This is a genomic window from Mammaliicoccus sp. C-M13 (assembly GCF_022386845.1).
In the GTDB taxonomy this organism is placed as follows: Bacteria; Bacillota; Bacilli; order Staphylococcales; family Staphylococcaceae; genus Mammaliicoccus; species Mammaliicoccus lentus.
Window position 1 is genome coordinate 38,718 of sequence record NZ_JAJNHQ010000002.1, and the last position, 20,712, is coordinate 59,429.

Sequence of the window (20,712 nt, forward strand, 5' to 3'; positions counted from 1 at the left end):
GAAGTTGTTGCGAAGTTAATGTTAAGATTCAATTTATACAATTATTAATTTAATGTTAAGATATGGTTTAAATCTTTAGAATAACTTAATAAAACATAGCCATGTCACGTGTTACAATGTATGAGAATAGAATTGTTAACAAAGGAGTAATCGTTATGTTTAGGGATATGGCGTTTTATATATTTGGGAAACCGTTAGATAGCTTTTTACAGTTATTCGTATTTGAACCTATTTTAATAAGTGTTATTGCAATTTTAATAGCTATGATAACAAAGAAATCGTGGACAGTATTTGTAACAGTTATTGTATTAAATTTAATAGATAACTTTTTATTAGTAACATATCAATTTAGCGGGCAGGGGCTTGGAACAATCCTATCTCAAAATGTATTGTTCTTCTTCCAAAAATTCTTCTCAATGTTCTATGAAATTATAATTTCTTATATCGTTGTTAAGTTACCGTATATGCACAGTAAATTTAAAATTGCTTAAATTAAAAAGGAAGTGGGACAGAAATCTCATTTTAATAAATAGATTTCGTAGTCCCATCCCGGCAAGGATGACTAGGGTTGGAAAAAGTTTGATATAAGCGCATTTTCAATCCAGTCAGCTACTGCCATTATAAAAAAAGAGGCTGAGACATGTATTTATGTCACAGCCTCTTTTTTTATTGTGAATGTTGCAAGACGGGCTGCACGTGCAACATAGCGTCTCCGAATGTTGCAAGACGCGGTTCACGTGCAACGCAAGCAACAACTTCAATTTATCGTCTTCATCTTTTATCAGTGTAATGTTAAAATTATTGGTTATCTTTATATAATTTTCCTTTTTCAATATATGATTGATTAATTCTGTCTAGTTCTTCATAGTCTTTGTCTGTTAATTCTCTTACTACTTTTGCTGGTCTACCAAATGCCAATGTGCGCGGAGGTATTTTCTTGCCAGGTGGTACTAGTGAACCTGCGCCAATGAATGCATATTCTCCAATTTCAGCTCCATCCAATATAGTAGAATCCATTCCTATCAGTGCATTTTTTCGAATAATGCTAGAGTGCAATGTAGCTTTATGTCCTACTGTAACATTATCTTCTATTATTAATGGTTGATCAGGACTTTGGTGTAGACAACTTAAATCTTGAATATTAACACCATTGCCTATTTTTGTAGGTGCTACATCACCTCTAATAACAGCATTGAACCAAACTGAACTTTCTTTACCTATTTCAACATCCCCGATAATTGTGGCATTTTCTGCAATATAACTACTAGAATCAATTTGAGGTGTTTTGTTGTTAAAAGATTTTATCATTCAAGATTCTCCATTCTTTTTAAAAAATTTGTTATACTAAGTTTAACAAAAAAGTAGCTATTTAGGTAAAAGGAGTAATATATTATGTGGAAATGGGAAACTGAAAAAGAAGCTAAAGGTATTGTAGTAATCGTACATAATATGCTTGAACATACTGGACGTTACGCGTTCGTTATTACAAAGCTACGTAGAGAAGGTTACCACGTTATTATGGGTGACTTAAGAGGTCAAGGACAAACTTCAAGAGTACATAGAGGGCACATAGATGATTTTGAAGAATATCATGAGCAAGTTTTAGAATGGTTATCAATAGCGGAGGAATACCATTTACCTGTTTTCACTTTAGGCGTTGGATTAGGTGGATTGATTCTTTTAAATTTATTAGAGAAAGTAGACTTAAAAGTTGAAGGTGTTTTACTTATTTCTCCATTAGTAGCTTTTCAACAAAATATTTCGACAAGAAGAAACTTTTTAGCTTCTAGCTTCGGTACAGTTGCAAAAGATGCAAAATTTGACGCTGGAATTACTATTGAAAGTTTAACTAGAAATAAAGAAGTAATCGATGATACAAATAACGATGCTTTAATGCTTAATAAAGTTAGCTATCATTGGTATAAGACAATTTTAGAAACGATGAAGACGACAATGGAAAATCTTCAACATATATCATCTATTCCATTACTATTGATGTCAGGTACAGAAGATAAAATTGCTGACTTAGATTCTATTAAATCAGTAGCAAGACACATTAATACAAATGAGCTTTATTATAAATCTTGGCATGGTTTAAATCATGAAATACACAATGAGCCTGAACGAGAAAATGTCATGAGATACTTGATATCATTTATGAATAACCGAATTCATTATGTAGGCTTACTTATAGAAGATGAAGAATAAGAAATAATAATCATACATAATAAGATTTAAACCTATCATTGTGGGTATATTATATTTATATGACACACTGGAGGAGAGCTTATGGGATATAAAGAGGGCGATATAAGTGACTTAATCTTATTAGATGATATTCAAAAAAATATAAATAATATTTTTGATAATATTGAAGAGAAATTTCAAATTGAAAAAGAAGAATTTTTAACGTTAGTAGTTTTATGGAACAAAGGTTCAATGAGTTTAAAAGAATTGGACGAACACATTGATATAAAACCATATAAAAGAACTAGGTTATATAATAATTTAGTTAAAAAAGGTTGGATTAAAAAGACAAGGCCGGAAGATGATGAAAGAACAGTTATCGTAGAAGTTAATCAAGAGTTTGATGAGCATAAAAATGACTTAATTAAATATGCTTGTGAAGAAATTAAAAAAAGACAAACTTTGTTTGAAGAGCAATTCAAATCTATAGTTGATACATGTAATATCTAAACGAAACTACATATACTTCCACTTATTTAATTTATAAAATGTAAAAAGAAGTCCGGGACATGAATTTGTTTCGGGCTCTTCTATTATATTGGTTGTAGTTGAGCAAGGGGATAAAAGTTCATTCGTAAGTTAATGTTATAGTTAATCCAATAAGGAATAATAGCTCTTGTTTTATAAGTTATATTCAAAAAAGAGGCTGGGACATAAATACGTGTCTCAGCCTCTTTTAATATAATGGCAGTAGCTGACTGGATTGAAAATGCGCTTATATCAAGCTTTTTCCAACCCTAGTCATCCTTGCCAGGATGGGACTACGAAATCTATTTATTAAAATAAGATTTCTGTCCCACTCCCTCTTATTAATTTCTTTTTTCAATACCTATAATATATGGTGGATTATTCTTTTGATTAATAAATTGATAGTTTAATACATGTGCTTCATTTTGATCTATATTTTTAACAAAGTTTAATACATCATTTGATTCGATTTGTCCTTCTGGATGTCCTGGATAAACAACTAGCACAATGATGCCATTCTTTTTAGTTAATTCGAATAATGATTGAATGGCGGATATGGTAGTATTTGAGTTTGTTGTGATGCTTTTATCTCCTTTAGGTAAATAGCCTAAATTAAAGATAGATGCATCGATACTATTATGTTCTGAAGAAATGATATCGGCAGCTTTTTCATGTCCTTCTAAGTAATATTGAATATTGTTATATTCTTTTGTTTTTTCTTTTGTGGTGTTAATAGCTTTTTCTTGAATATCAAAAGCATAAACTTGACCATTTGTTACTTGATCGGCAAGAAATAATGTATCATTTCCGTTACCGCAAGTTGCATCAACTACGATACTATTTTTATCTATATGACTTGAAATTAAATGCCTAGCAAATGGCAATATTCCTTCTACAATCATGATTGAACGCTCTCAGCTTTAATGAATTTTGAACCTTGCATTGTCCCACGCGCTTTTAATTCATTGTCTATAGAATTCAATACTTCCCATTTATTAACGCTCCACATTGGACCTACCATTAAATCGATAGGGCCGTCTCCAGTGATTCTATGAATAATCATTTCTTCTGGTAAAATTTCTAACTGATCACAAACAAGATTTGTATAATCCTCTTGTGTCATAAATTCAAGCATACCTTTTTCATATTGTTTAACCATTGGCGTACCTTTTAATAAATGTAGAAGGTGAATCTTAATTCCTTGTACATCCATTTGAGCTACTTCTTTAGCTGTTTCCATCATCATATTATAATCTTCACCGGGTAAACCATTAATAATATGTGTACATATGTTGATGTTATGCTTTCTTAATTTTTCTATACCTTCATAGTAGCATTTCATATCATGTGCACGATTTATAAGATCAGAAGTTTCTTGATGCACAGTTTGTAATCCTAATTCTACCCATAAATATGTACGTTCATTTAATTCAGCTAAATATTCAACAACATCATCAGGTAGACAATCTGGTCTTGTTGCTATAGATAAACCTACAACATTTTTTTCAGACAATGCTGCTTCGTATTTTTCTCGTAACACTTCGACTGGGGCATGAGTATTTGTGAAAGCTTGGAAATAGGCGATATATTTACCTTCAGACCATTTTTCATGCATTTTATCTTTAATTTCTTTAAATTGTACATGAATTGGTTCAGCTCTATTACCAGCGAAGTCACCACTACCAGCAGCTGAACAGAAAGTACAACCACCATGAGCAACGGTACCATCTCGGTTTGGACAATCAAATCCACCATCGAGTGCTATTTTAAATATTTTTTCACCAAATTTATTTTTTAAATGATAATTCCATGTATGATATCTTTTGTTATCAAAGGCAAAGCGGAATTGTTCTGTCAATTTATTTCACATCCTGTTCTACAAACTTATCTAAAGCATTTTAACATATAATATTGAACTTTTGCAGAAAAAGGTTTAGACTATTCAAATTGAGAAAAAAATTGACGGGAGTGATGCCCTTTGAAAATGCCAAAAATCGTAAAGTGGCTTATTATTGGAATGGCAATTAATATAACGGGCGCTAGTTTTTTGTGGCCTTTAAATACGATATATATGAATGAGGAATTAAATAAAAGTTTAAGTACCGCCGGTGTTGTATTAATGATTAACGCATTTGGGAGCGTAATCGGAAATTTACTGGGCGGTTCTTTATTTGATAAAATTGGTGGTTTTCGATCTATCATATTTGCTTCTATTATAAATATAGGAAGTTTAGTTGGTTTAAATTTCTTAAATGACTGGCCGTGGTATCCTTTCTGGTTAGTTATTCTAGGATTCGGTGGTGGCATAATCGTACCTGCAATTTATGCGATGGCTGCAGCAAGCTGGCCTAATGGAGGAAGAACAACATTTAATGCTATTTATTTAGCTCAAAATTTAGGTGTTTCTATTGGTGCTGCAGCTGGTGGTTTTGTAGCAGACTTCAGCTTTAAATATATATTTATGGCTAATTTGTTATTATATGTTGTATTCATTATTATAGCTTTACGTTATTATAATGTAGATTTAAATGTAAATGTGAAAAATAACGAGGGTATTTCAAGTGCTGTAGAAGTTAAAGATAAAAAGAAATTCAAAGCACTGATTTTATTATGTGTGATGTTTAGTTTATGTTGGATTGGTTATGTTCAATGGCAAACGACAATTGCGACATATACACAATCAGTAGGCATCTCCTTGAAGCAATATAGTCTTCTTTGGACTGTCAACGGCGTGTTAATATTAGCTGGACAACCATTAATCGCACCATTTATTAATCGTTTTAAAGAACGTTTAAAATTACAAATGGGTGTTGGATTAGGTATTTTTATAGTTAGTTATTTAGTAACAAGTGTGGCGGAACAATTTACGATGTTCGTTGTAGGTATGGTTATTTTAACTTTCGGTGAAATGTTTGTTTGGCCAGCAGTTCCGGCAATTGCGAATAAACTTGCACCTAAAGGTCGTATGGGAGCATATCAAGGTATTGTAAATGCATCTTCAACTGTAGGTAAAGCTTTTGGGCCTGTAGTGGGTGGTGTTATCGTAGATGTATTTGATATGAAAGTCATGTTCTTTAGCATGATTGCCTTAATTCTTGTTGGTTATTATTTCTTAATAATTTACGACAAAGGAATAAAAAAGGGGAATGTTGCATAAAATGAAATAAAACTTGCAAATTCCTTAGAAATTGAATAATATTAAGAATGTATAGGAGTAGTAACTTTAATGCGAATCTTTAGAGAGTCAGTGGTGGTGGGAACTGATGATATCCATTAAGTGAACTTACCAGATGATAGTATTAAATTAAAGCAATCTTAAACCATATAAATGAAGTGCACTTTTTAAGTGAATTCTGGGTGGTACCGCGGCATTATATTTTAGTCGTCCCAACTGTAACTATGGTTTGGGGTGGCTTTTTTTATTTTACAGGAGGAACAATTAATGAATTATAATCATCAACAAATCGAGAAAAAATGGCAAAATTATTGGGAAAATAATAAAACATTTAAAACAAATGACAATTTAGGTCAAAAGAAATTTTATGCTTTAGATATGTTCCCATATCCATCAGGAGCTGGATTACACGTAGGACATCCAGAAGGTTATACAGCGACTGATATTATTTCAAGATATAAACGTATGCAAGGGTATAACGTTTTACATCCAATGGGGTGGGATGCGTTTGGTTTACCAGCAGAACAATACGCTATTGATACTGGTAATGACCCTAAAGCATTTACTGCTCAGAACATAGCTACGTTCAAGAGACAAATTCAAGAACTTGGCTTTTCTTATGATTGGGATAGAGAAATCAATACAACAGACCCAGAATATTATAAATGGACTCAATGGATTTTTATTCAGTTATACAATAAAGGTTTAGCATATGTAGATGAAGTAGCAGTTAACTGGTGCCCAGCTTTAGGTACAGTATTATCTAATGAAGAAATTGTCGATGGTGTGTCAGAACGTGGTGGACACCCAGTAGTACGTAAGCCAATGAGACAATGGGTATTAAAAATAACTGAGTATGCTGATAGATTACTAGAAGATTTAGAAGACGTAGATTGGCCTGAATCTATTAAAGATATGCAAAGAAACTGGATTGGTCGTTCAGAAGGTGCAGAATTAACATTTAACATAGATGATACAGACTTATCATTTAACGTATTTACAACTCGTCCAGACACAATATTTGGTGCTACTTTTGCAGTGTTATCACCAGAACATCCATTAGTAGATAAAATTACTACTAAAGATGAAAAAGATGCAGTAGATCAATATAAACTTGAAGCTTCTCGTAAATCTGACTTAGAAAGAACAGATTTAGCAAAAGATAAAAGCGGTGTATTTACTGGAGCATTTACAACTAATCCATTTACAGGTCAAAAAATGCCTATATGGATTGCTGATTATGTATTAATTAGTTATGGTACAGGCGCTGTTATGGCAGTTCCAGCACACGATGAAAGAGATGGAGAATTTGCTGAAAAATTCAATTTAGACATCGTTACTGTATATGATGAAGATGGCAAAATGATAGATTCAGACAAGTTAAATGGTCTAACTCAAGAAGAAGCGGTACCTAAAGCAATTGAAATGTTAGAAGAAAAAGGTATCGGCGAGAAGAAAATTAGCTATAAATTAAGAGATTGGTTATTCAGTCGTCAACGTTATTGGGGTGAACCAATTCCAGTAATACATTGGGAAGATGGCACAATGACCACTGTACCTGAAGAAGAATTACCGTTGTTATTACCAGAAACTGACCAAGTTAAACCATCTGGTACAGGAGAATCACCATTAGCTAATATTGATGAATTTATTAATGTAGTAGATCCAGAAACAGGTATGAAAGGTCGTCGCGAAACGAATACTATGCCACAATGGGCTGGTAGTTGTTGGTATTATTTAAGATATATAGACCCTCACAATGATGAAATGTTAGCAGATCCCGAAAAACTAAAACATTGGTTGCCTGTAGATTTATATATTGGTGGAGTAGAGCATGCAGTGTTACACTTATTATATTCAAGATTTTGGCACAAAGTTCTTTACGATATCGGTGTAGTTCCAACGAAAGAACCATTCCAAAAATTATATAACCAAGGCATGATACTTGGTGAAGGTAATGAGAAAATGAGTAAATCTAAAGGTAATGTTGTTAATCCGGATGATATCGTTAAATCTCACGGTGCAGATACATTGCGTCTATATGAAATGTTTATGGGACCTTTAGATGCGGCAATCGCTTGGAGTGAAAATGGTTTAGATGGTTCACGTCGTTTCTTGGATAGAATCTGGAGATTACTTGTAACAGAAGAAAATCAAATTACAGATAAAGTTGTAGACGAGCAAACACCTGAACTAGATAAAGTTTACAATCAAACTGTTAAAAAAGTAACTGAAGATTTCGATACATTGAACTTTAATACAGCTATCAGTCAGATGATGGTATTTATCAACGATTGTTATAAGCAAGATAAATTAAGTAAAGCTTATATTGAAGGCTTTGTGAAAATGCTGTCTCCAATAGCGCCTCATATTTCAGAAGAATTATGGGCAAAATTAGGACATGACGATACGATTGCTTATGAAGAATGGCCAACATTTGATCCTTCTTTACTTGTAGACAATGAAGTAGAAATTGTTATTCAAGTTAATGGTAAATTAAAAGAAAAAACTAAAGTTTCTAAAGATTTATCTAAAGAAGAAATGGAACACTTTGCTTTGGAAATTGATAAAGTGAAACAGGCAATTGAAGGCAAAACAGTACGTAAAGTGATTGCCGTACCTCAAAAATTGGTTAATATTGTAGCAAATTAAAAAGAGGAGTGTAATCAAAATGGAAGAAATAACAATTAAAGAATTAGCAGACAAAATAACTTCAAGCAGTCCTATTAACATAGTAGATGTTAGAGAAGACGAAGAAGTAGCAATGGGTGTAATACCTGGTGCAAAACACATCCCAATGGGAGAAATACCAAACGAATTAAATCATTTTAAAGAGAATGAAACATATTATATAGTATGTGCTGGTGGCGTTAGAAGCGCTAAAGTTGTAGAATATTTAAACGACCATGATATAGACGCTGTGAACGTTGAAGGCGGCATGAATGCGTGGGGCGACGAAGGACTTGAAAATAAAAGAGTTTAAATAAACTCGCAATATTAACTATTATGAAAAACAAGGGTAAGACATTAATAATGTCTTACCCTTGATTTATTTATGCTTAATGTGAAGAGAGTATAGCGCTAACGAGCAAGAAATTTTGAACAAGCTTGTTAGCGATGTAATTCCTAAGAATTATATAACGAAGCGTTATGCCCGGCAACATAACCAGTAACAAGTGCACTTGTTATATTATATCCACCTGTATAACCGTGAATGTCTAAGACTTCACCTGAGAAGAATAAGCCTGAACAAATTTTTGAATGCATCTTATTTGGTTCGATTTCTTTTATATTTACGCCACCACCAGTAACGAATGCTTTATCGATTGGTAAAGTTCCGTTAACAGTAAAAGTGAATGCTTTTAAGTTTTCTACGAAAGTCTTGATAGATTGTTGTGACAAATTGTGATAAGTTACATCCAAATTTATATCTGACTGTTCTAATAGAAAATGCAGATAACGTTCCTGTATTAAACCTTTTAACGCATTTTTAATAGCTTTATTTGGTTCGTCTTTTAATTTTTTTATAATTTGTTGTTCTAAATCATGTTGTTTTATTTCTGGAAAGGCATCAATAGCCATTTTAATCTCTTGTTTCTTTTGTGATTTTTGTTCTTTATATACGAATTGGCTACATCTTAATGCGGCTGGTCCTGAAACACCGAAGTGGGTAAACAACATATCCATTTGATGTGTAATTCTTGGTTTTCCATTTTTCTTTAGAACGGAAAGCCCTATGTCTTGTAAACTGAGGCCTTGTAATATTTTATTTTTAATGAATGGTTCACTTGATTTAATAGGTACTTCAGTTGGGAATAATTCAGTTATAGTATGTCCAAGTTGTTCAGCAAATTTGTAGCCATCTCCAGTTGAACCTGTATGTGGGACGCTACAACCACCGGATGCTATAATAACTGTTTGTGAAGGTATGAAAGTACCATTTTGTAATGTTACACCAGTTATTTGTTGATTTTCACTTTCGATTGATGATACTGTAGTTTCTTGGCGAATTTCAACGCCGTTATCTTTAATGGCTTTTACGAGTGCATCGACTACATCTTGTGCTCTATTTGAAACAGGGAACATGCGTCCATGATCTTCTTCTTTAAGGTTTACATCACGAGATTCGAAGAAATCAATAATAGATTCATTATCAAAAGTCGAAAATGGGCTGTATAAAAACTTTCCGTTTCCTGGAATGTTTTTTATTATCTCTTCGTATGGGAGTCGATTTGTAACGTTACATCTCCCACCACCAGATATACGAAGTTTTCGGCCGAGGCCTTTTTTCTTTTCTATTAATAGAACGCTTTGACCATCTTTACTGGCACTGTAGGCAGCCATTAAACCACTTGGTCCTGCGCCTATTATAATTGTATGATACATAAGTTACCTCCAAAGATTTATGTAATGATATTTTAACGAATAATGGTTTTTAAAAAAAGTAGTACAATAGAAATAAACCTGTTATTATTAAATTTAAAAGTAAATTGAGATAGGGATGAAAATATGTCAGAGAGTAAAGCGCTTGTGAGAGGGACATTTTTACTCACAGCTAGTATTTTAATTACAAAAATATTAGGTATTTTATACTTAATTCCTTTTTACGCTATAATCGGCGATGAAAAAAATCTTGCACCATTTACATATGCTTATCAACCATACACAATCATGATAACAATCGCAACTGCTGGTGTACCATTAGCAGCTGCTAAATATGTATCTAAATATAACGCATTAGGTGCTTATAAAGTAAGTCAAAAATTATACCGATCGAGTTTTATAGTAATGTCTATTACTGGTTTAATTGGATTCTTATTACTGTTCTTCTTATCACCAACGATAGCTCAATTAACATTAGCAAACAAAGGTGGTATAGAAGGTGGATGGAAAGTTGAAGATATTACTAATGTAATTCGTACTATTAGTTTTGTTGTTCTTTTTATTCCTTTATTAGCAACTTGGAGAGGTATTTTCCAAGGCTTCAACTCAATGGGTCCTACTGCAGTTTCTGAAGTGACTGAACAAATTGCTCGAATTGCATTTATTTTAGGTGGAAGTTACATTGTTTTATATGTAATGGATGGTTCAGTGTTAGTAGCGAACCAAGTTGCTACTTTTGCAGCTGGGATAGGTGCGATTGTTGCCCTATTAACGTTATTATATTACTGGATAAAACGTAGACATTTAATTAAAGCAGAAGTTGCACAAGATACGAGCGATATAGATGTTTCTTATGTCAAAATATATAAAGAAATCATTAAATACAGTATTCCATTTGTAATTGTAAGTTTATGTTTTCCAATCATAAATTTAATAGACCAGTTTACACATAATACTGGACTTGCTATAGGTGGAGTAAATAGTTCTCTTCACGATGTTTATTTTACAATGCTTAGCATGACTACTAATAAAATTGTAATGATTCCTACTTCATTAGCGGCAGGTTTCGCTGTAAGTTTAGTACCGTTTATTACTAACACTTACAATTCAGGAAGAATTGATGAAATGCATATACAAATAAGAAAATCATTAGGAGTACTACTATATTTAACTGTTCCAGCTTCATTAGGTATTATGGTATTAGCACAACCATTGTACAATGTGTTTTATAGTTATAGTCCAATGGGTACAGAAATTCTATTCTGGTATGCGCCAGTTAGTATATTAATAGCGTTATTATCAGTAACAGCATCGATGCTTCAAGGTATTGATAAACAAGCATTAACAGTATGGATAGTGATTGGCGCATTAGGCGTTAAAGCAATCATCAATTTACCTTTAATTATTGCTTTTAATACTTTAGGAGCAGTATTAGGTACTGCAATTGCACTATTGATCGCAGTAGCATTAAATTGTTATGTTCTTTGGAAACATGCTAATTATAAGTTTAATGTAACAATTCAACATACATTGAGAATTCTATTTTATACAATTATCATGATGTTGTTCGTAGAATTAAGTTACTTTATTATTTCATTAATTATTGATCCAACATCGAAATTGGGTGCTTTAATAGTATTAATAGTAGGTGCTCTAGTTGGTATGATTGTATATGGTTATTTAACAATGCGTTCTCGTTTAGCTGATGAATTCTTTGGTGATTTAACTGCTAAAATAAGACGTAAAATTAAGTGGGTGTAGAAATGAGACTAGATAAATTTTTAGCTAATGCTGGAATTGGAACTCGAAAAGAAGTTAAAAAATTTGTAAAACAAAATTTAGTAACTGTTAATGATGAACTGGTTAAAAAACCAGATATTCATATTAATCCAGAAGAAGATATTGTCGTTTTTGATGAAATACCTATAGAATACGAACCAGTTGTTTATTTAATGATGAACAAGCCAGCAGGATTTATATCAGCGACTGAAGATGATGAGCACGAAACAGTTATCGATATCGTTCCAGAATATATGCATATGGATTTATTCCCAGTTGGAAGATTAGATAAAGACACAGAAGGGTTATTATTACTAACAAATGACGGGAAATTTTCTCATCAATTAATGAATCCTAAACATAAAGTGCCAAAAAAATATTATGTTGAAGTTGATGGTCATATAAAAGAAGAAGCGATTGGAATTTTTAAAAATGGAATAGATCTAGGTGACTTCACTTCATCTCCAAGCGAATTAGAAATTATAGAAGATGATGTTCAATCAAAAGCATATGTGACGATTTATGAAGGTAAATTTCATCAAGTGAAAAGAATGTTTCATTCAATTGATTGTGAAGTTACGTATTTAAAACGGATTCAAATAAATAATTTGAGCTTGGATGAAGAATTAGCTTTAGGTGAATATAGACATTTACTTGAAGAAGATTTTAAATTATTAGGATTATAAGAATAATTATATGTTTGAAAAATACTGTGTTGGGTAAACTAGTATTATTAAATAAATAGAGGTGGATATAAAATGGCTAAAAAAGCAGGATTATTTAGAACATTAGTTGTATTAGGGGGAACTGCAGCAGCAGTAGTATTATCTAAAAAAGAAAACAGAGATAAGCTAAAAAATGAATATGATAAATATAAAGAAGACCCTGAAAATTATAAAGCATCAGCAAAAGAAAAAGCGTCTGAAATAAAAGATAAGGCACAAAACGAATATTCTAAATACAAAGAAGATCCAGAGTCTTATAAAGAAAAAGCTAAAACAGAATTGAAAAAAGCTAAAGAAAATCCTAAAGGCTATGCTTCAGATGCAAAATCACGTTTAAAAAAAGATGATAGTGATAACACTGATTTACGTGAAGCTAAATTCGATGATGAAGGTGGAACAGCAAACGGTAATTTAAGAATTGTGACTGAAGAAGATTTAAAAAAATAATATTTTATTTTAAGACCGACAGTTTTGTCGGTCTTTTTTACTCTATAAGGTCGATAAAAATTCGGGAAATAAAAATGTTAAATACACACGACTATAGTCGTATGTATAAGGAAATAATACGTAGTTAAAAAACTTAAGAATTTTTGGTATTTCTATTTCATATTTTTAAAATTTTCATGTATCATATAGATAACTATTCAAGTAAGAAAGAGATGATTTCCGATGTGGAGAAATAAAGTTAAAGAATATGAAAAAGATATTGTTGAAGACTTAAAAGGTTTATTAAGCATTGAAAGTGTAAGAAATGATGCAGAAAGTAATGTTGATGAACCAGTTGGCCCAGGTCCGAAAAAAGCACTGAATTACATGTATAAACTCGGAGAAAGAGATGGGTTTAGTTATAAAGATATTGAAAACATAGTCGGAAGAATCGAAGCGGGTAAAGGTGATGACTTATTAGGAGTTTTATGTCATGTAGACGTAGTACCAGCAGGTGCCGGTTGGGACACAGATCCATTTGACCCAGTAGAAACAGAAGATACTATTATCGCTAGAGGTACTTTAGATGATAAAGGTCCTACAATTGCAGCTTACTACGCTGTAAAAATATTAGAAGATATGAAAGTAGATTGGAAAAAACGAATACATATCATTGTAGGAACAGATGAGGAATCTGATTGGCAGTGTACTGATAGGTATTTTGAAACTGAAGAAATGCCTTCAATCGGTTTCGCTCCTGATGCAGAGTTTCCATTAATTTATGGTGAAAAGGGAATCGTCACTTTTAATATTTTACAATCTGGTTATGAAGAAGACGATGACGAGCCTGAAGTTGAATTAAAAGCATTCTTCTCGGGTGAACGTTTTAACATGGTACCTGATACTGCTCAAGCCAAACTTTTAATTAAAGAACAAATGACAAACGTTGTTCAAAATTTCGAAACATTTTTAGAAGAGAATGAAATTGAAGGTGAAACTTCAATAGATGAAGGTTTCTTGAATTTAACTGTTCATGGTAAATCGGCTCATGGTATGGATCCATCACAAGGTATTAACGCAGGCTTACTTTTAATACAATTTTTAAACAATTTAAATTTAGATAAATATGCAAATTCATATGTGAAATTTGCCAATGATTATTTAGTAAATTCGCCAAATGGTGAAAAAATGGGTATGAAATTTGCGACTGAAGAAATGGGAGAAGTAACTACTAATACTGGAATAATGAGTTATACTGATGTTGATGGTGGACAATTTGGTATTAATTTGAGATATCCAGAAGGTTTCAACTTTGAACAATCTTTAACACGATTTACTGAAGAAATTGCGGATAGAGGATTTGAAATAGATATGGATAAACATCAGGAACCTCATTACGTAGATAAGAATGATCCGTTTATCGATAAATTATTGTCTGCATACCGCAACCAAACTAAAGACTTATCAGAGCCGTTTACAATTGGTGGAGGCACTTATGCTCGCAATCTAGATAAAGGCGTTGCATTTGGAGCAATGTTTAAAGAATCAGAAGATTTAATGCATCAAAAAAATGAATATATTACAAAAAAACAATTATTTGATGCAACTGCTATTTATTTAGAAGCTATATATAATATTTGTGTAAAGGATGATGTAGAGTGACATTTGTATATATTAATGATGAATTTGTAGATGAATCAGAAGGCAAGGTTAGTTATACTGATAGAGGTTATAATTTCGGCGATGGTATATACGAATATATACGCATCTATGACGGTAATGCATTCACAGCTAAAGAACACTTTGAACGCTTATTCAGAAGTGCAAAGGAAATTGGCTTAAATTTAGAAGAATATACTGTAAAAAGCTTAACAGAATTAATTGAAGAATTGGCAGAAAAAAATAACGTCAAAAATGGTGGCGTATATATCCAAGTAACACGAGGAGTCGCACCAAGAAATCATCCTTTCCCAGAAGCGAGCACGAAACCTGTATTCTCAGCATTTTCTAAAAGTTATGAAAGACCATACGATGAATTAGAAAATGGCATAAAAGCAATTACTGTAGATGATATTAGATGGTTAAGATGTGATATTAAAAGCTTGAATTTACTTGGTAATGTCCTAGCTAAAGAGAAAGCAACTCAAAGTGATGCTGGAGAAGCTATCATGCATAGAGATGGAATTGTAACAGAAGGAAGTTCTAGCAATGTTTTTGCTGTAAAAGACAGTGAAATATATACACACCCAGCGAATAATTTAATTTTAAATGGTATTACAAGAAGAGTTATCAATGAGATAGCTAACGAATTGAATATACCATTTGTTGAGGAACCTTTTGATGTAGAATTTTTGAAAAGTGCTGATGAAGTTATAGTTTCAAGTACTTCAATTGAAGTTATGCCGGTAATTCAAGTGGATGACACATTCATTTCTGATGGTACAGTAGGTAAAATTACAAAAGAATTACAAAAATCGTTTAACAATTATATAGAGTCAAACATAGAAAAAATATTTTAGTGTAATTTATTAATATAGTGTAAACCACGTAAATACTGAACTTTATAGATATTTTGTATCTGAATAGGTTCAAAATACCCCAAAGTTTTCATTTATGTGGTTGAAATCTGCACAGAAAAATAATAAAATTTAAATCAAGCGCACTAAAATGACAAAAAATAAACGGGTTTTTTAAGATTAAGTAATGACTCTTGAAAATTGATGTTCATGAGTCTTTTTCTTTTTCTGAAAGTGAGGTGGATAGGTTGGAACATTTTTATCAATTAGGATGGACATTAGACTCAGCAGGTGGGGCATCTGGTGAAGCATATATGGCAGAACAAGACGGCCGCAAACTCTTCCTAAAAAGAAATTCAAGCCCCTTCTTAACAGCTTTGTCAGCTGAAGGGATTGTACCAAAATTAGTTTGGACAAAAAGAATTGAAACTGGAGAAGTTGTAACTGCACAACATTGGAAAAATGGTCGAGAGTTAGTCCAAGATGAAATGAATTCTAACCGCGTTGCCAAACTTCTTAAAAAAATACATTCTTCAAAACAATTACTTAATATGTTAAAGCGTATGGAAATGAAACCTATGCACCCAGAGTTATTATTTAATAAAATTAATAGTTCTTTATCTAGGCACGTATTAGCGAATAGAACTGTTAGAAAAGCGTTGCTATATTTAGAAGAAAATATGCCAATGCTAGATAGTCGCTTCTATACTGTTATTCATGGCGATGTGAATCATAATAATTGGCTTTTATCTGATCAAGACGAATTATACTTAGTAGATTGGGAAGGCGCGATGATTGCTGACCCTGCTATAGATATAGGTATGATATTGTATACTTATGTTGATGAAAAAGATTGGGTTGATTGGTTAAGTAAGTATGGTATTAATGATACACATGACTTAAAGAAAAGAATGAAATGGTATACGCTTATACAGGCTATTGCTATGGTTGAGTGGTACGAAGAGAAAAAACGCTATAATGATATGAATGATTGGTTGAATTTCTTAAGTGAAGTCATGAATCGAAATGTATTTATATAAGGAGTTACTTTGAATGAGAATGAGAAATAAACCTTGGGCAGATGATTTCTTAAAAAGTCATCCCCAAATTGTTGATGTTGATTTGAATCAGCAGTATAAAATGGCTGAATGGTTTGAAAAAGACCAACCAATACACATCGAAGTTGGTACAGGTATGGGTAGGTTTATAACTGAAACGGCAAGACGTCATCCAGAAATTAATTATGTTGCAATAGAAAGAGACAAAAACGTCATGGTTCGAGTATTAGAAAAAGTAAAAGAATTAGAACTTGAGAATATTAAGTTGATTAATCAAGATGCTAAATTACTTACAGAGTACTTTGTAGAAAATGAAGTATCGAGAATTTATTTAAACTTTTCTGATCCATGGCCGAAAACACGTCACACAAAACGTAGATTAACGTTTTCATCGTTTTTAGAAATCTATCGACATATATTAAAGAAAGACGGACAAATCCACTTTAAAACAGATAACCAAGGATTGTTTGAATATAGTTTAGAAAGTATGTCAGCCTTCGGAATGACATTCGACTTAATCAATTTAAACTTACATGAGAATGAACCAGAAGAGAACATACGCACAGAATATGAAGACAAATTCTCAAACAGAGGATTTAGAATCTATCGTATGGAAGCAAGTTTTAAATAATGTAGTTAAAAAGGACGAGACAGCCATGTCTCGTCCTTTTTTTCTTTTCTATATAATAAAAAGCGTTTATAATTATATAAAAAATATTGGAGGTTTGCCGATGCAAAATATAGTATATTTTACTTCTTTAATTAATAGAATTGATAAAAGTTCACTTGATAGTCAAATGGCTACTTTTTTGAAGGGACTAGAAGGCGAAGCAATTATTTATCAAAAACTAAAACTAATTAATCATTTACCATTTCTCTACAATATTGAACTTAATATAAATAATAGAGTACAAATAGATTTTTTAGTCGTTTCTGATGATTATGTTTATCACTTTGAAATAAAAAATTATAGTGGTGATTACTATATAAAAAACGACCAATTTATAAATGATTATGGAAGTATGTTTTATACACCATTTCAACAGTTATATCGAGCTAATAATGAATTACAACTGCTTTTAAAGAAATGTGAAATTAATAGAGAAATAAAGACTATACTAATCTTCACTAATCCCACTTTTACTTTAAAATCCCAAATACCGCCCCAATATGAAGTTCTATTACCAACTGAATTACATAAAATCCAAAGATTGTTCAAAAATTATAAAACAGCAGAAAATCATAGAATTTTAAAAATAATTGAAGAGGAAAAGAATACTTTTTCTGACATATATCAAAATAATAAGAGAGTCCCATTTGATGATATTAAACATGGCTTGAAGTGCCCGAATTGTAAAAGCGTTGATAAACTAAACATAAGCGAGAAGAAGAAAAGTGTATGTTGTACTATCTGCTCAAATAAGTTTAGTAGAAGAAGTATATATTTGTATAACTTAAAAGAACTGTTTATTTGTATAGGCGAACCATTTACATTACAAGATGCAGAAAGATGGTGTAGTACTAATAATAAACACACACTGAGAAGAATTTGTAATAAATATTTTGAAATTATTGAAGGCAAGCCAAGAAAGTATTACTTAAAACTTTAAAATTGTATTAAAAGCCGAAGTACAATTTCGAAATGTAGCAAGACGATGTCCATGTGCAACATAGCGCTCCCGAATGTAGCAAGACGATGTCCATGTGCAACATAGCGCCCCCGAATGTAGCAAGAGAAGGTCGACGTGCAACATAGCGCTCCCGAAAGTTCCAAGACGCGGTCGACGTACAACATAGCACTCACAACTACTCTTTTACCATCACAAAACATATTTATCTAAACCTTGATGGGTGTTCATTATAATAATAAATGATAAAATAATAATGAATGGAGGGGAATATATTGTTTAATATTGGAGAATTCAATTTATATCCATTACAAGGTGGTATTACGAATATGGACGGTGGAGCCATGTTTGGTGTTGTACCAAGACCATTATGGACGAAGAAGTATCCGTGTAATGAACGCAATCAAATACCACTAGTATGTCATCCTATTTTAATACAAAATAATAATCATAATGTGATTATTGATACTGGTGTGGGTAATGGAAAATTTACTGAAAAACAAAAACGTAATTATGGAGCTACATATGAAAGTGATATACATGGTTCTTTAGAACAATTTAACTTAACAGTTGATGATATAGATATTGTAATTATGTCACATATGCACTTTGATCATGCTTGTGGGCTAACAACGCCGGATGGTCAATCTGTATTTAAAAATGCTGTCATTTACACTTCGCAAATAGAGTGGAATGAAATGAGAGCACCTAATATTAGAAGTAAGTCTACTTATTGGGAAGAAAACCATAAAAATATTGAACATCAAGTTGTTACATTCAAAGATGAATTTGAAGTTATACCTGGTATAACGATGAAACATACAGGAGGCCATAGCGCGGGACATTCAGTTATTGAAATTGAAAGCAATGGGGAAAAAGCAGTTCATATGGCAGATATATTTCCAACATTTGCACACTTAAATCCACTTTGGGTTACAGCATATGACGATTATCCTATGGATTCTATTAATGCTAAAGAAAGATTAATACAAAAATATATAAAAGAAAATTATTGGTTCTTGTTTTATCACGATATTAATCATTTTGCAGTTAAGATTGATGATGAAACGAGAAAAATTAAAAACGATATCAGAAGGGATGAGCTAATTGAAGTATAATTTTGATGAAGTTATCGATAGAAGAGGTACAGCTACAGTTGCTTATGACGGGCAACAAAAAGTATATGATTACGAGAATTTAGAACCATTTTGGATAGCTGATATGGATATTAAAACGCCTGAATTTATTATAGAACATTTGAAAAATAAATTAGATCAAGCACATTTTGGTTATTTAGTGTGGAAACAAGATGAATATTTAAATGCGATTAAAAATTGGTATAAAAAAAGATTCAGCGTTAACGTTCAAAAAAATGATATATACTATGTGCCAAGTATATTATTCACAGTCACAGAAGTGATTCGTGAATTTACGAAAGAAGGCGAAGGTGTTCTTATTCATACACCATCTTATAATGCTTTTCTTAACCTTATAGAAGGAAATAAAAGAGAGGTAGTTGAATCTCCTCTTATCCAAACTGATGAAGGCTATAAATTAGACGTAGAACAATTTGAAAAAGTAGCTTCTAGGGAAGATGTGAAAGTTTTAGTATTTTGTAATCCTCACAATCCAACAGGTAAAGTTTGGACTAAAGAAGAATGTGAGCAAATAAAAGAAATATGTGAGAGACATGATGTGTTTATAGTTTCTGATGAAATTCATATGGATTTTGTAAGAAGTGAAAACGGCTTTTATTCTATGGCAAATCTTATGCAGTTAGATTCTCCAATTTTAGTGGTAACAGGCTTAGGAAAGACATTTAACTTAGCTAGTTTAGCAAGTAGCTATATGATTACAAAACATCGCTATTTTACAATGCAATTTAATAGAAAACTAGGAACTTATTATGGACTTGCAGCTGCAAATACTTTAGCGGTAGAGGCGGTAAAAGTTGCATATAACCAAGCTGAAGAGTGGGTTGATCAATTAAACGATCATATAGAACGAAATATGAGAATTTTAAAAGAATTCGTAGATAATGAAATGTCAGATCAATTAAGTTTCATTAAGCCTGAATCGACATATTTAGCATGGATTGATTTCTCGAATAGTGGTTATAGCGAGGAAAAAGTACAAAAAGCGTTACAGTCTGTTGGTAAAATCGCGACTGGTATTGGAAATTCATATGAGCTTGATGAAAGTCATCACTTTAGACTTAATGTAGCATGTAGTGAAGATAAATTAATTGGTGGATTAGAAGCTATTAAACAATCATTTAACGCTTTAGACAACGATGAAATAGAATAA

At 32.0% G+C, this 20,712-nt stretch carries 20 protein-coding genes; 16 read left to right on the forward strand and 4 right to left on the reverse strand.

Annotated features, from left to right (window positions below):
* Positions 1–155 precede the first annotated feature (155 nt).
* The gene (locus tag LQ615_RS01910; RefSeq protein WP_017000832.1) at positions 156–491 is read left to right on the forward strand and encodes a hypothetical protein; all 336 of its coding nucleotides are present in this window, start codon (positions 156–158) and stop codon (positions 489–491) included.
* A gap of 307 nt (positions 492–798) precedes the next feature.
* Here LQ615_RS01910 and LQ615_RS01915 read toward each other — a convergent pair whose 3' ends face one another.
* Positions 799–1,308: a gamma carbonic anhydrase gene (locus LQ615_RS01915; RefSeq protein ID WP_135032674.1), complete on the reverse strand. Its 510-nt coding sequence runs from the start codon at positions 1,306–1,308 to the stop codon at positions 799–801.
* Between the two features lie 84 nt (positions 1,309–1,392).
* On the opposite strand from LQ615_RS01915, the gene LQ615_RS01920 reads away from it, so the two are divergent.
* Positions 1,393–2,208 carry an alpha/beta fold hydrolase gene (locus LQ615_RS01920; protein ID WP_064211687.1) on the forward strand — a complete coding sequence of 272 codons (816 nt, stop codon included), beginning with the start codon at positions 1,393–1,395 and terminating at the stop codon, positions 2,206–2,208.
* A gap of 81 nt (positions 2,209–2,289) precedes the next feature.
* A complete protein-coding gene (locus LQ615_RS01925) occupies positions 2,290–2,697 on the forward strand; it encodes a transcriptional regulator, SarA/Rot family (RefSeq protein ID WP_147641035.1) in 408 nt (135 codons plus the stop codon).
* 359 nt (positions 2,698–3,056) lie between these two features.
* On the opposite strand, the gene mnmM is transcribed toward LQ615_RS01925, so the two are convergent.
* Together mnmM and mnmL are read right to left on the reverse strand one after the other, a co-directional pair.
* Positions 3,057–3,617, reverse strand: a complete 561-nt coding sequence (gene mnmM / locus LQ615_RS01930; RefSeq protein WP_239703709.1) for a tRNA 5-(aminomethyl)-2-thiouridylate-methyltransferase MnmM — start codon at positions 3,615–3,617, stop codon at positions 3,057–3,059.
* Positions 3,614–4,573, reverse strand: a complete 960-nt coding sequence (mnmL, locus tag LQ615_RS01935; RefSeq protein ID WP_017000066.1) for a tRNA modification radical SAM protein MnmL/YtqA — start codon at positions 4,571–4,573, stop codon at positions 3,614–3,616. The genes mnmM and mnmL overlap by 4 nt, the downstream gene beginning before the upstream one ends.
* Positions 4,574–4,693: 120 nt before the next feature.
* Here mnmL and LQ615_RS01940 point away from each other — a divergent pair, with 120 nt between their 5' ends.
* The 3 genes from LQ615_RS01940 (at position 4,694) to LQ615_RS01950 (ending at position 8,873) form a co-directional block, all read left to right on the forward strand.
* Positions 4,694–5,872 (forward strand): MDR family MFS transporter, encoded by a 1,179-nt coding sequence (locus tag LQ615_RS01940; RefSeq protein ID WP_017000067.1) that lies wholly within the window; start codon positions 4,694–4,696, stop codon positions 5,870–5,872.
* A gap of 285 nt (positions 5,873–6,157) precedes the next feature.
* A complete protein-coding gene (leuS, locus tag LQ615_RS01945) occupies positions 6,158–8,542 on the forward strand; it encodes a leucine--tRNA ligase (RefSeq protein WP_239703708.1) in 2,385 nt (794 codons plus the stop codon).
* Positions 8,543–8,561: 19 nt separating this feature from the next.
* Positions 8,562–8,873 (forward strand): rhodanese-like domain-containing protein, encoded by a 312-nt coding sequence (locus LQ615_RS01950; RefSeq protein WP_017000068.1) that lies wholly within the window; start codon positions 8,562–8,564, stop codon positions 8,871–8,873.
* A gap of 143 nt (positions 8,874–9,016) precedes the next feature.
* On the opposite strand, the gene LQ615_RS01955 is transcribed toward LQ615_RS01950, so the two are convergent.
* Positions 9,017–10,276 (reverse strand): BaiN/RdsA family NAD(P)/FAD-dependent oxidoreductase, encoded by a 1,260-nt coding sequence (locus LQ615_RS01955; RefSeq protein WP_017000069.1) that lies wholly within the window; start codon positions 10,274–10,276, stop codon positions 9,017–9,019.
* Between the two features lie 123 nt (positions 10,277–10,399).
* On the opposite strand from LQ615_RS01955, the gene LQ615_RS01960 reads away from it, so the two are divergent.
* The 10 genes from LQ615_RS01960 (at position 10,400) to LQ615_RS02005 (ending at position 20,712) form a co-directional block, all read left to right on the forward strand.
* Complete coding sequence (locus tag LQ615_RS01960) at positions 10,400–12,034, forward strand: putative polysaccharide biosynthesis protein (protein WP_064205233.1); 1,635 nt, start codon at positions 10,400–10,402, stop codon at positions 12,032–12,034.
* Positions 12,035–12,036: 2 nt separating this feature from the next.
* On the forward strand, positions 12,037–12,738 hold the full coding sequence (locus tag LQ615_RS01965; protein ID WP_135032505.1) for a pseudouridine synthase: 702 nt from the start codon (positions 12,037–12,039) through the stop codon (positions 12,736–12,738).
* A gap of 72 nt (positions 12,739–12,810) precedes the next feature.
* Complete coding sequence (locus LQ615_RS01970; protein ID WP_017000071.1) at positions 12,811–13,224, forward strand: YtxH domain-containing protein; 414 nt, start codon at positions 12,811–12,813, stop codon at positions 13,222–13,224.
* A gap of 222 nt (positions 13,225–13,446) precedes the next feature.
* Complete coding sequence (pepV, locus tag LQ615_RS01975) at positions 13,447–14,865, forward strand: dipeptidase PepV (RefSeq protein ID WP_239703707.1); 1,419 nt, start codon at positions 13,447–13,449, stop codon at positions 14,863–14,865.
* Positions 14,862–15,722 carry a D-amino-acid transaminase gene (gene dat, locus LQ615_RS01980; RefSeq protein WP_239713473.1) on the forward strand — a complete coding sequence of 287 codons (861 nt, stop codon included), beginning with the start codon at positions 14,862–14,864 and terminating at the stop codon, positions 15,720–15,722. Before pepV ends, dat begins: the two co-directional genes overlap by 4 nt.
* 245 nt (positions 15,723–15,967) lie before the next feature.
* Positions 15,968–16,759: a phosphotransferase family protein gene (locus tag LQ615_RS01985; RefSeq protein ID WP_017000073.1), complete on the forward strand. Its 792-nt coding sequence runs from the start codon at positions 15,968–15,970 to the stop codon at positions 16,757–16,759.
* Positions 16,760–16,772: 13 nt separating this feature from the next.
* The gene (gene trmB / locus LQ615_RS01990; RefSeq protein WP_239703706.1) at positions 16,773–17,408 is read left to right on the forward strand and encodes a tRNA (guanosine(46)-N7)-methyltransferase TrmB; all 636 of its coding nucleotides are present in this window, start codon (positions 16,773–16,775) and stop codon (positions 17,406–17,408) included.
* Positions 17,409–17,508: 100 nt separating this feature from the next.
* Positions 17,509–18,387: a nuclease-related domain-containing protein gene (locus LQ615_RS01995; protein ID WP_239705358.1), complete on the forward strand. Its 879-nt coding sequence runs from the start codon at positions 17,509–17,511 to the stop codon at positions 18,385–18,387.
* A gap of 293 nt (positions 18,388–18,680) precedes the next feature.
* Entirely contained in the window at positions 18,681–19,523 is an 843-nt protein-coding gene (locus LQ615_RS02000; protein WP_239703704.1) for a YtnP family quorum-quenching lactonase, read from the forward strand.
* A complete protein-coding gene (locus tag LQ615_RS02005) occupies positions 19,513–20,712 on the forward strand; it encodes a MalY/PatB family protein (protein ID WP_064211699.1) in 1,200 nt (399 codons plus the stop codon). The genes LQ615_RS02000 and LQ615_RS02005 overlap by 11 nt, the downstream gene beginning before the upstream one ends.

Excerpts from the sequence above, each read along its gene's own strand:
- pepV (WP_239703707.1), top strand. The coding sequence starts at position 13,447 with ATGTGGAGAAATAAAGTTAAAGAATATGAAAAAGATATTGTTGAAGAC.
- LQ615_RS01920 (WP_064211687.1), top strand. The coding sequence starts at position 1,393 with ATGTGGAAATGGGAAACTGAAAAAGAAGCTAAAGGTATTGTAGTAATC.
- LQ615_RS01970 (WP_017000071.1), top strand. The coding sequence starts at position 12,811 with ATGGCTAAAAAAGCAGGATTATTTAGAACATTAGTTGTATTAGGGGGA.
- LQ615_RS01915 (WP_135032674.1), bottom strand. The coding sequence starts at position 1,308 with ATGATAAAATCTTTTAACAACAAAACACCTCAAATTGATTCTAGTAGT.
- leuS (WP_239703708.1), top strand. The coding sequence starts at position 6,158 with ATGAATTATAATCATCAACAAATCGAGAAAAAATGGCAAAATTATTGG.
- mnmM (WP_239703709.1), bottom strand. The coding sequence starts at position 3,617 with ATGATTGTAGAAGGAATATTGCCATTTGCTAGGCATTTAATTTCAAGT.
- trmB (WP_239703706.1), top strand. The coding sequence starts at position 16,773 with ATGAGAATGAGAAATAAACCTTGGGCAGATGATTTCTTAAAAAGTCAT.
- LQ615_RS01925 (WP_147641035.1), top strand. The coding sequence starts at position 2,290 with ATGGGATATAAAGAGGGCGATATAAGTGACTTAATCTTATTAGATGAT.
- LQ615_RS01995 (WP_239705358.1), top strand. The coding sequence starts at position 17,509 with ATGCAAAATATAGTATATTTTACTTCTTTAATTAATAGAATTGATAAA.
- LQ615_RS01965 (WP_135032505.1), top strand. The coding sequence starts at position 12,037 with ATGAGACTAGATAAATTTTTAGCTAATGCTGGAATTGGAACTCGAAAA.
- LQ615_RS01910 (WP_017000832.1), top strand. The coding sequence starts at position 156 with ATGTTTAGGGATATGGCGTTTTATATATTTGGGAAACCGTTAGATAGC.
- LQ615_RS01960 (WP_064205233.1), top strand. The coding sequence starts at position 10,400 with ATGTCAGAGAGTAAAGCGCTTGTGAGAGGGACATTTTTACTCACAGCT.
- LQ615_RS01950 (WP_017000068.1), top strand. The coding sequence starts at position 8,562 with ATGGAAGAAATAACAATTAAAGAATTAGCAGACAAAATAACTTCAAGC.
- LQ615_RS01955 (WP_017000069.1), bottom strand. The coding sequence starts at position 10,276 with ATGTATCATACAATTATAATAGGCGCAGGACCAAGTGGTTTAATGGCT.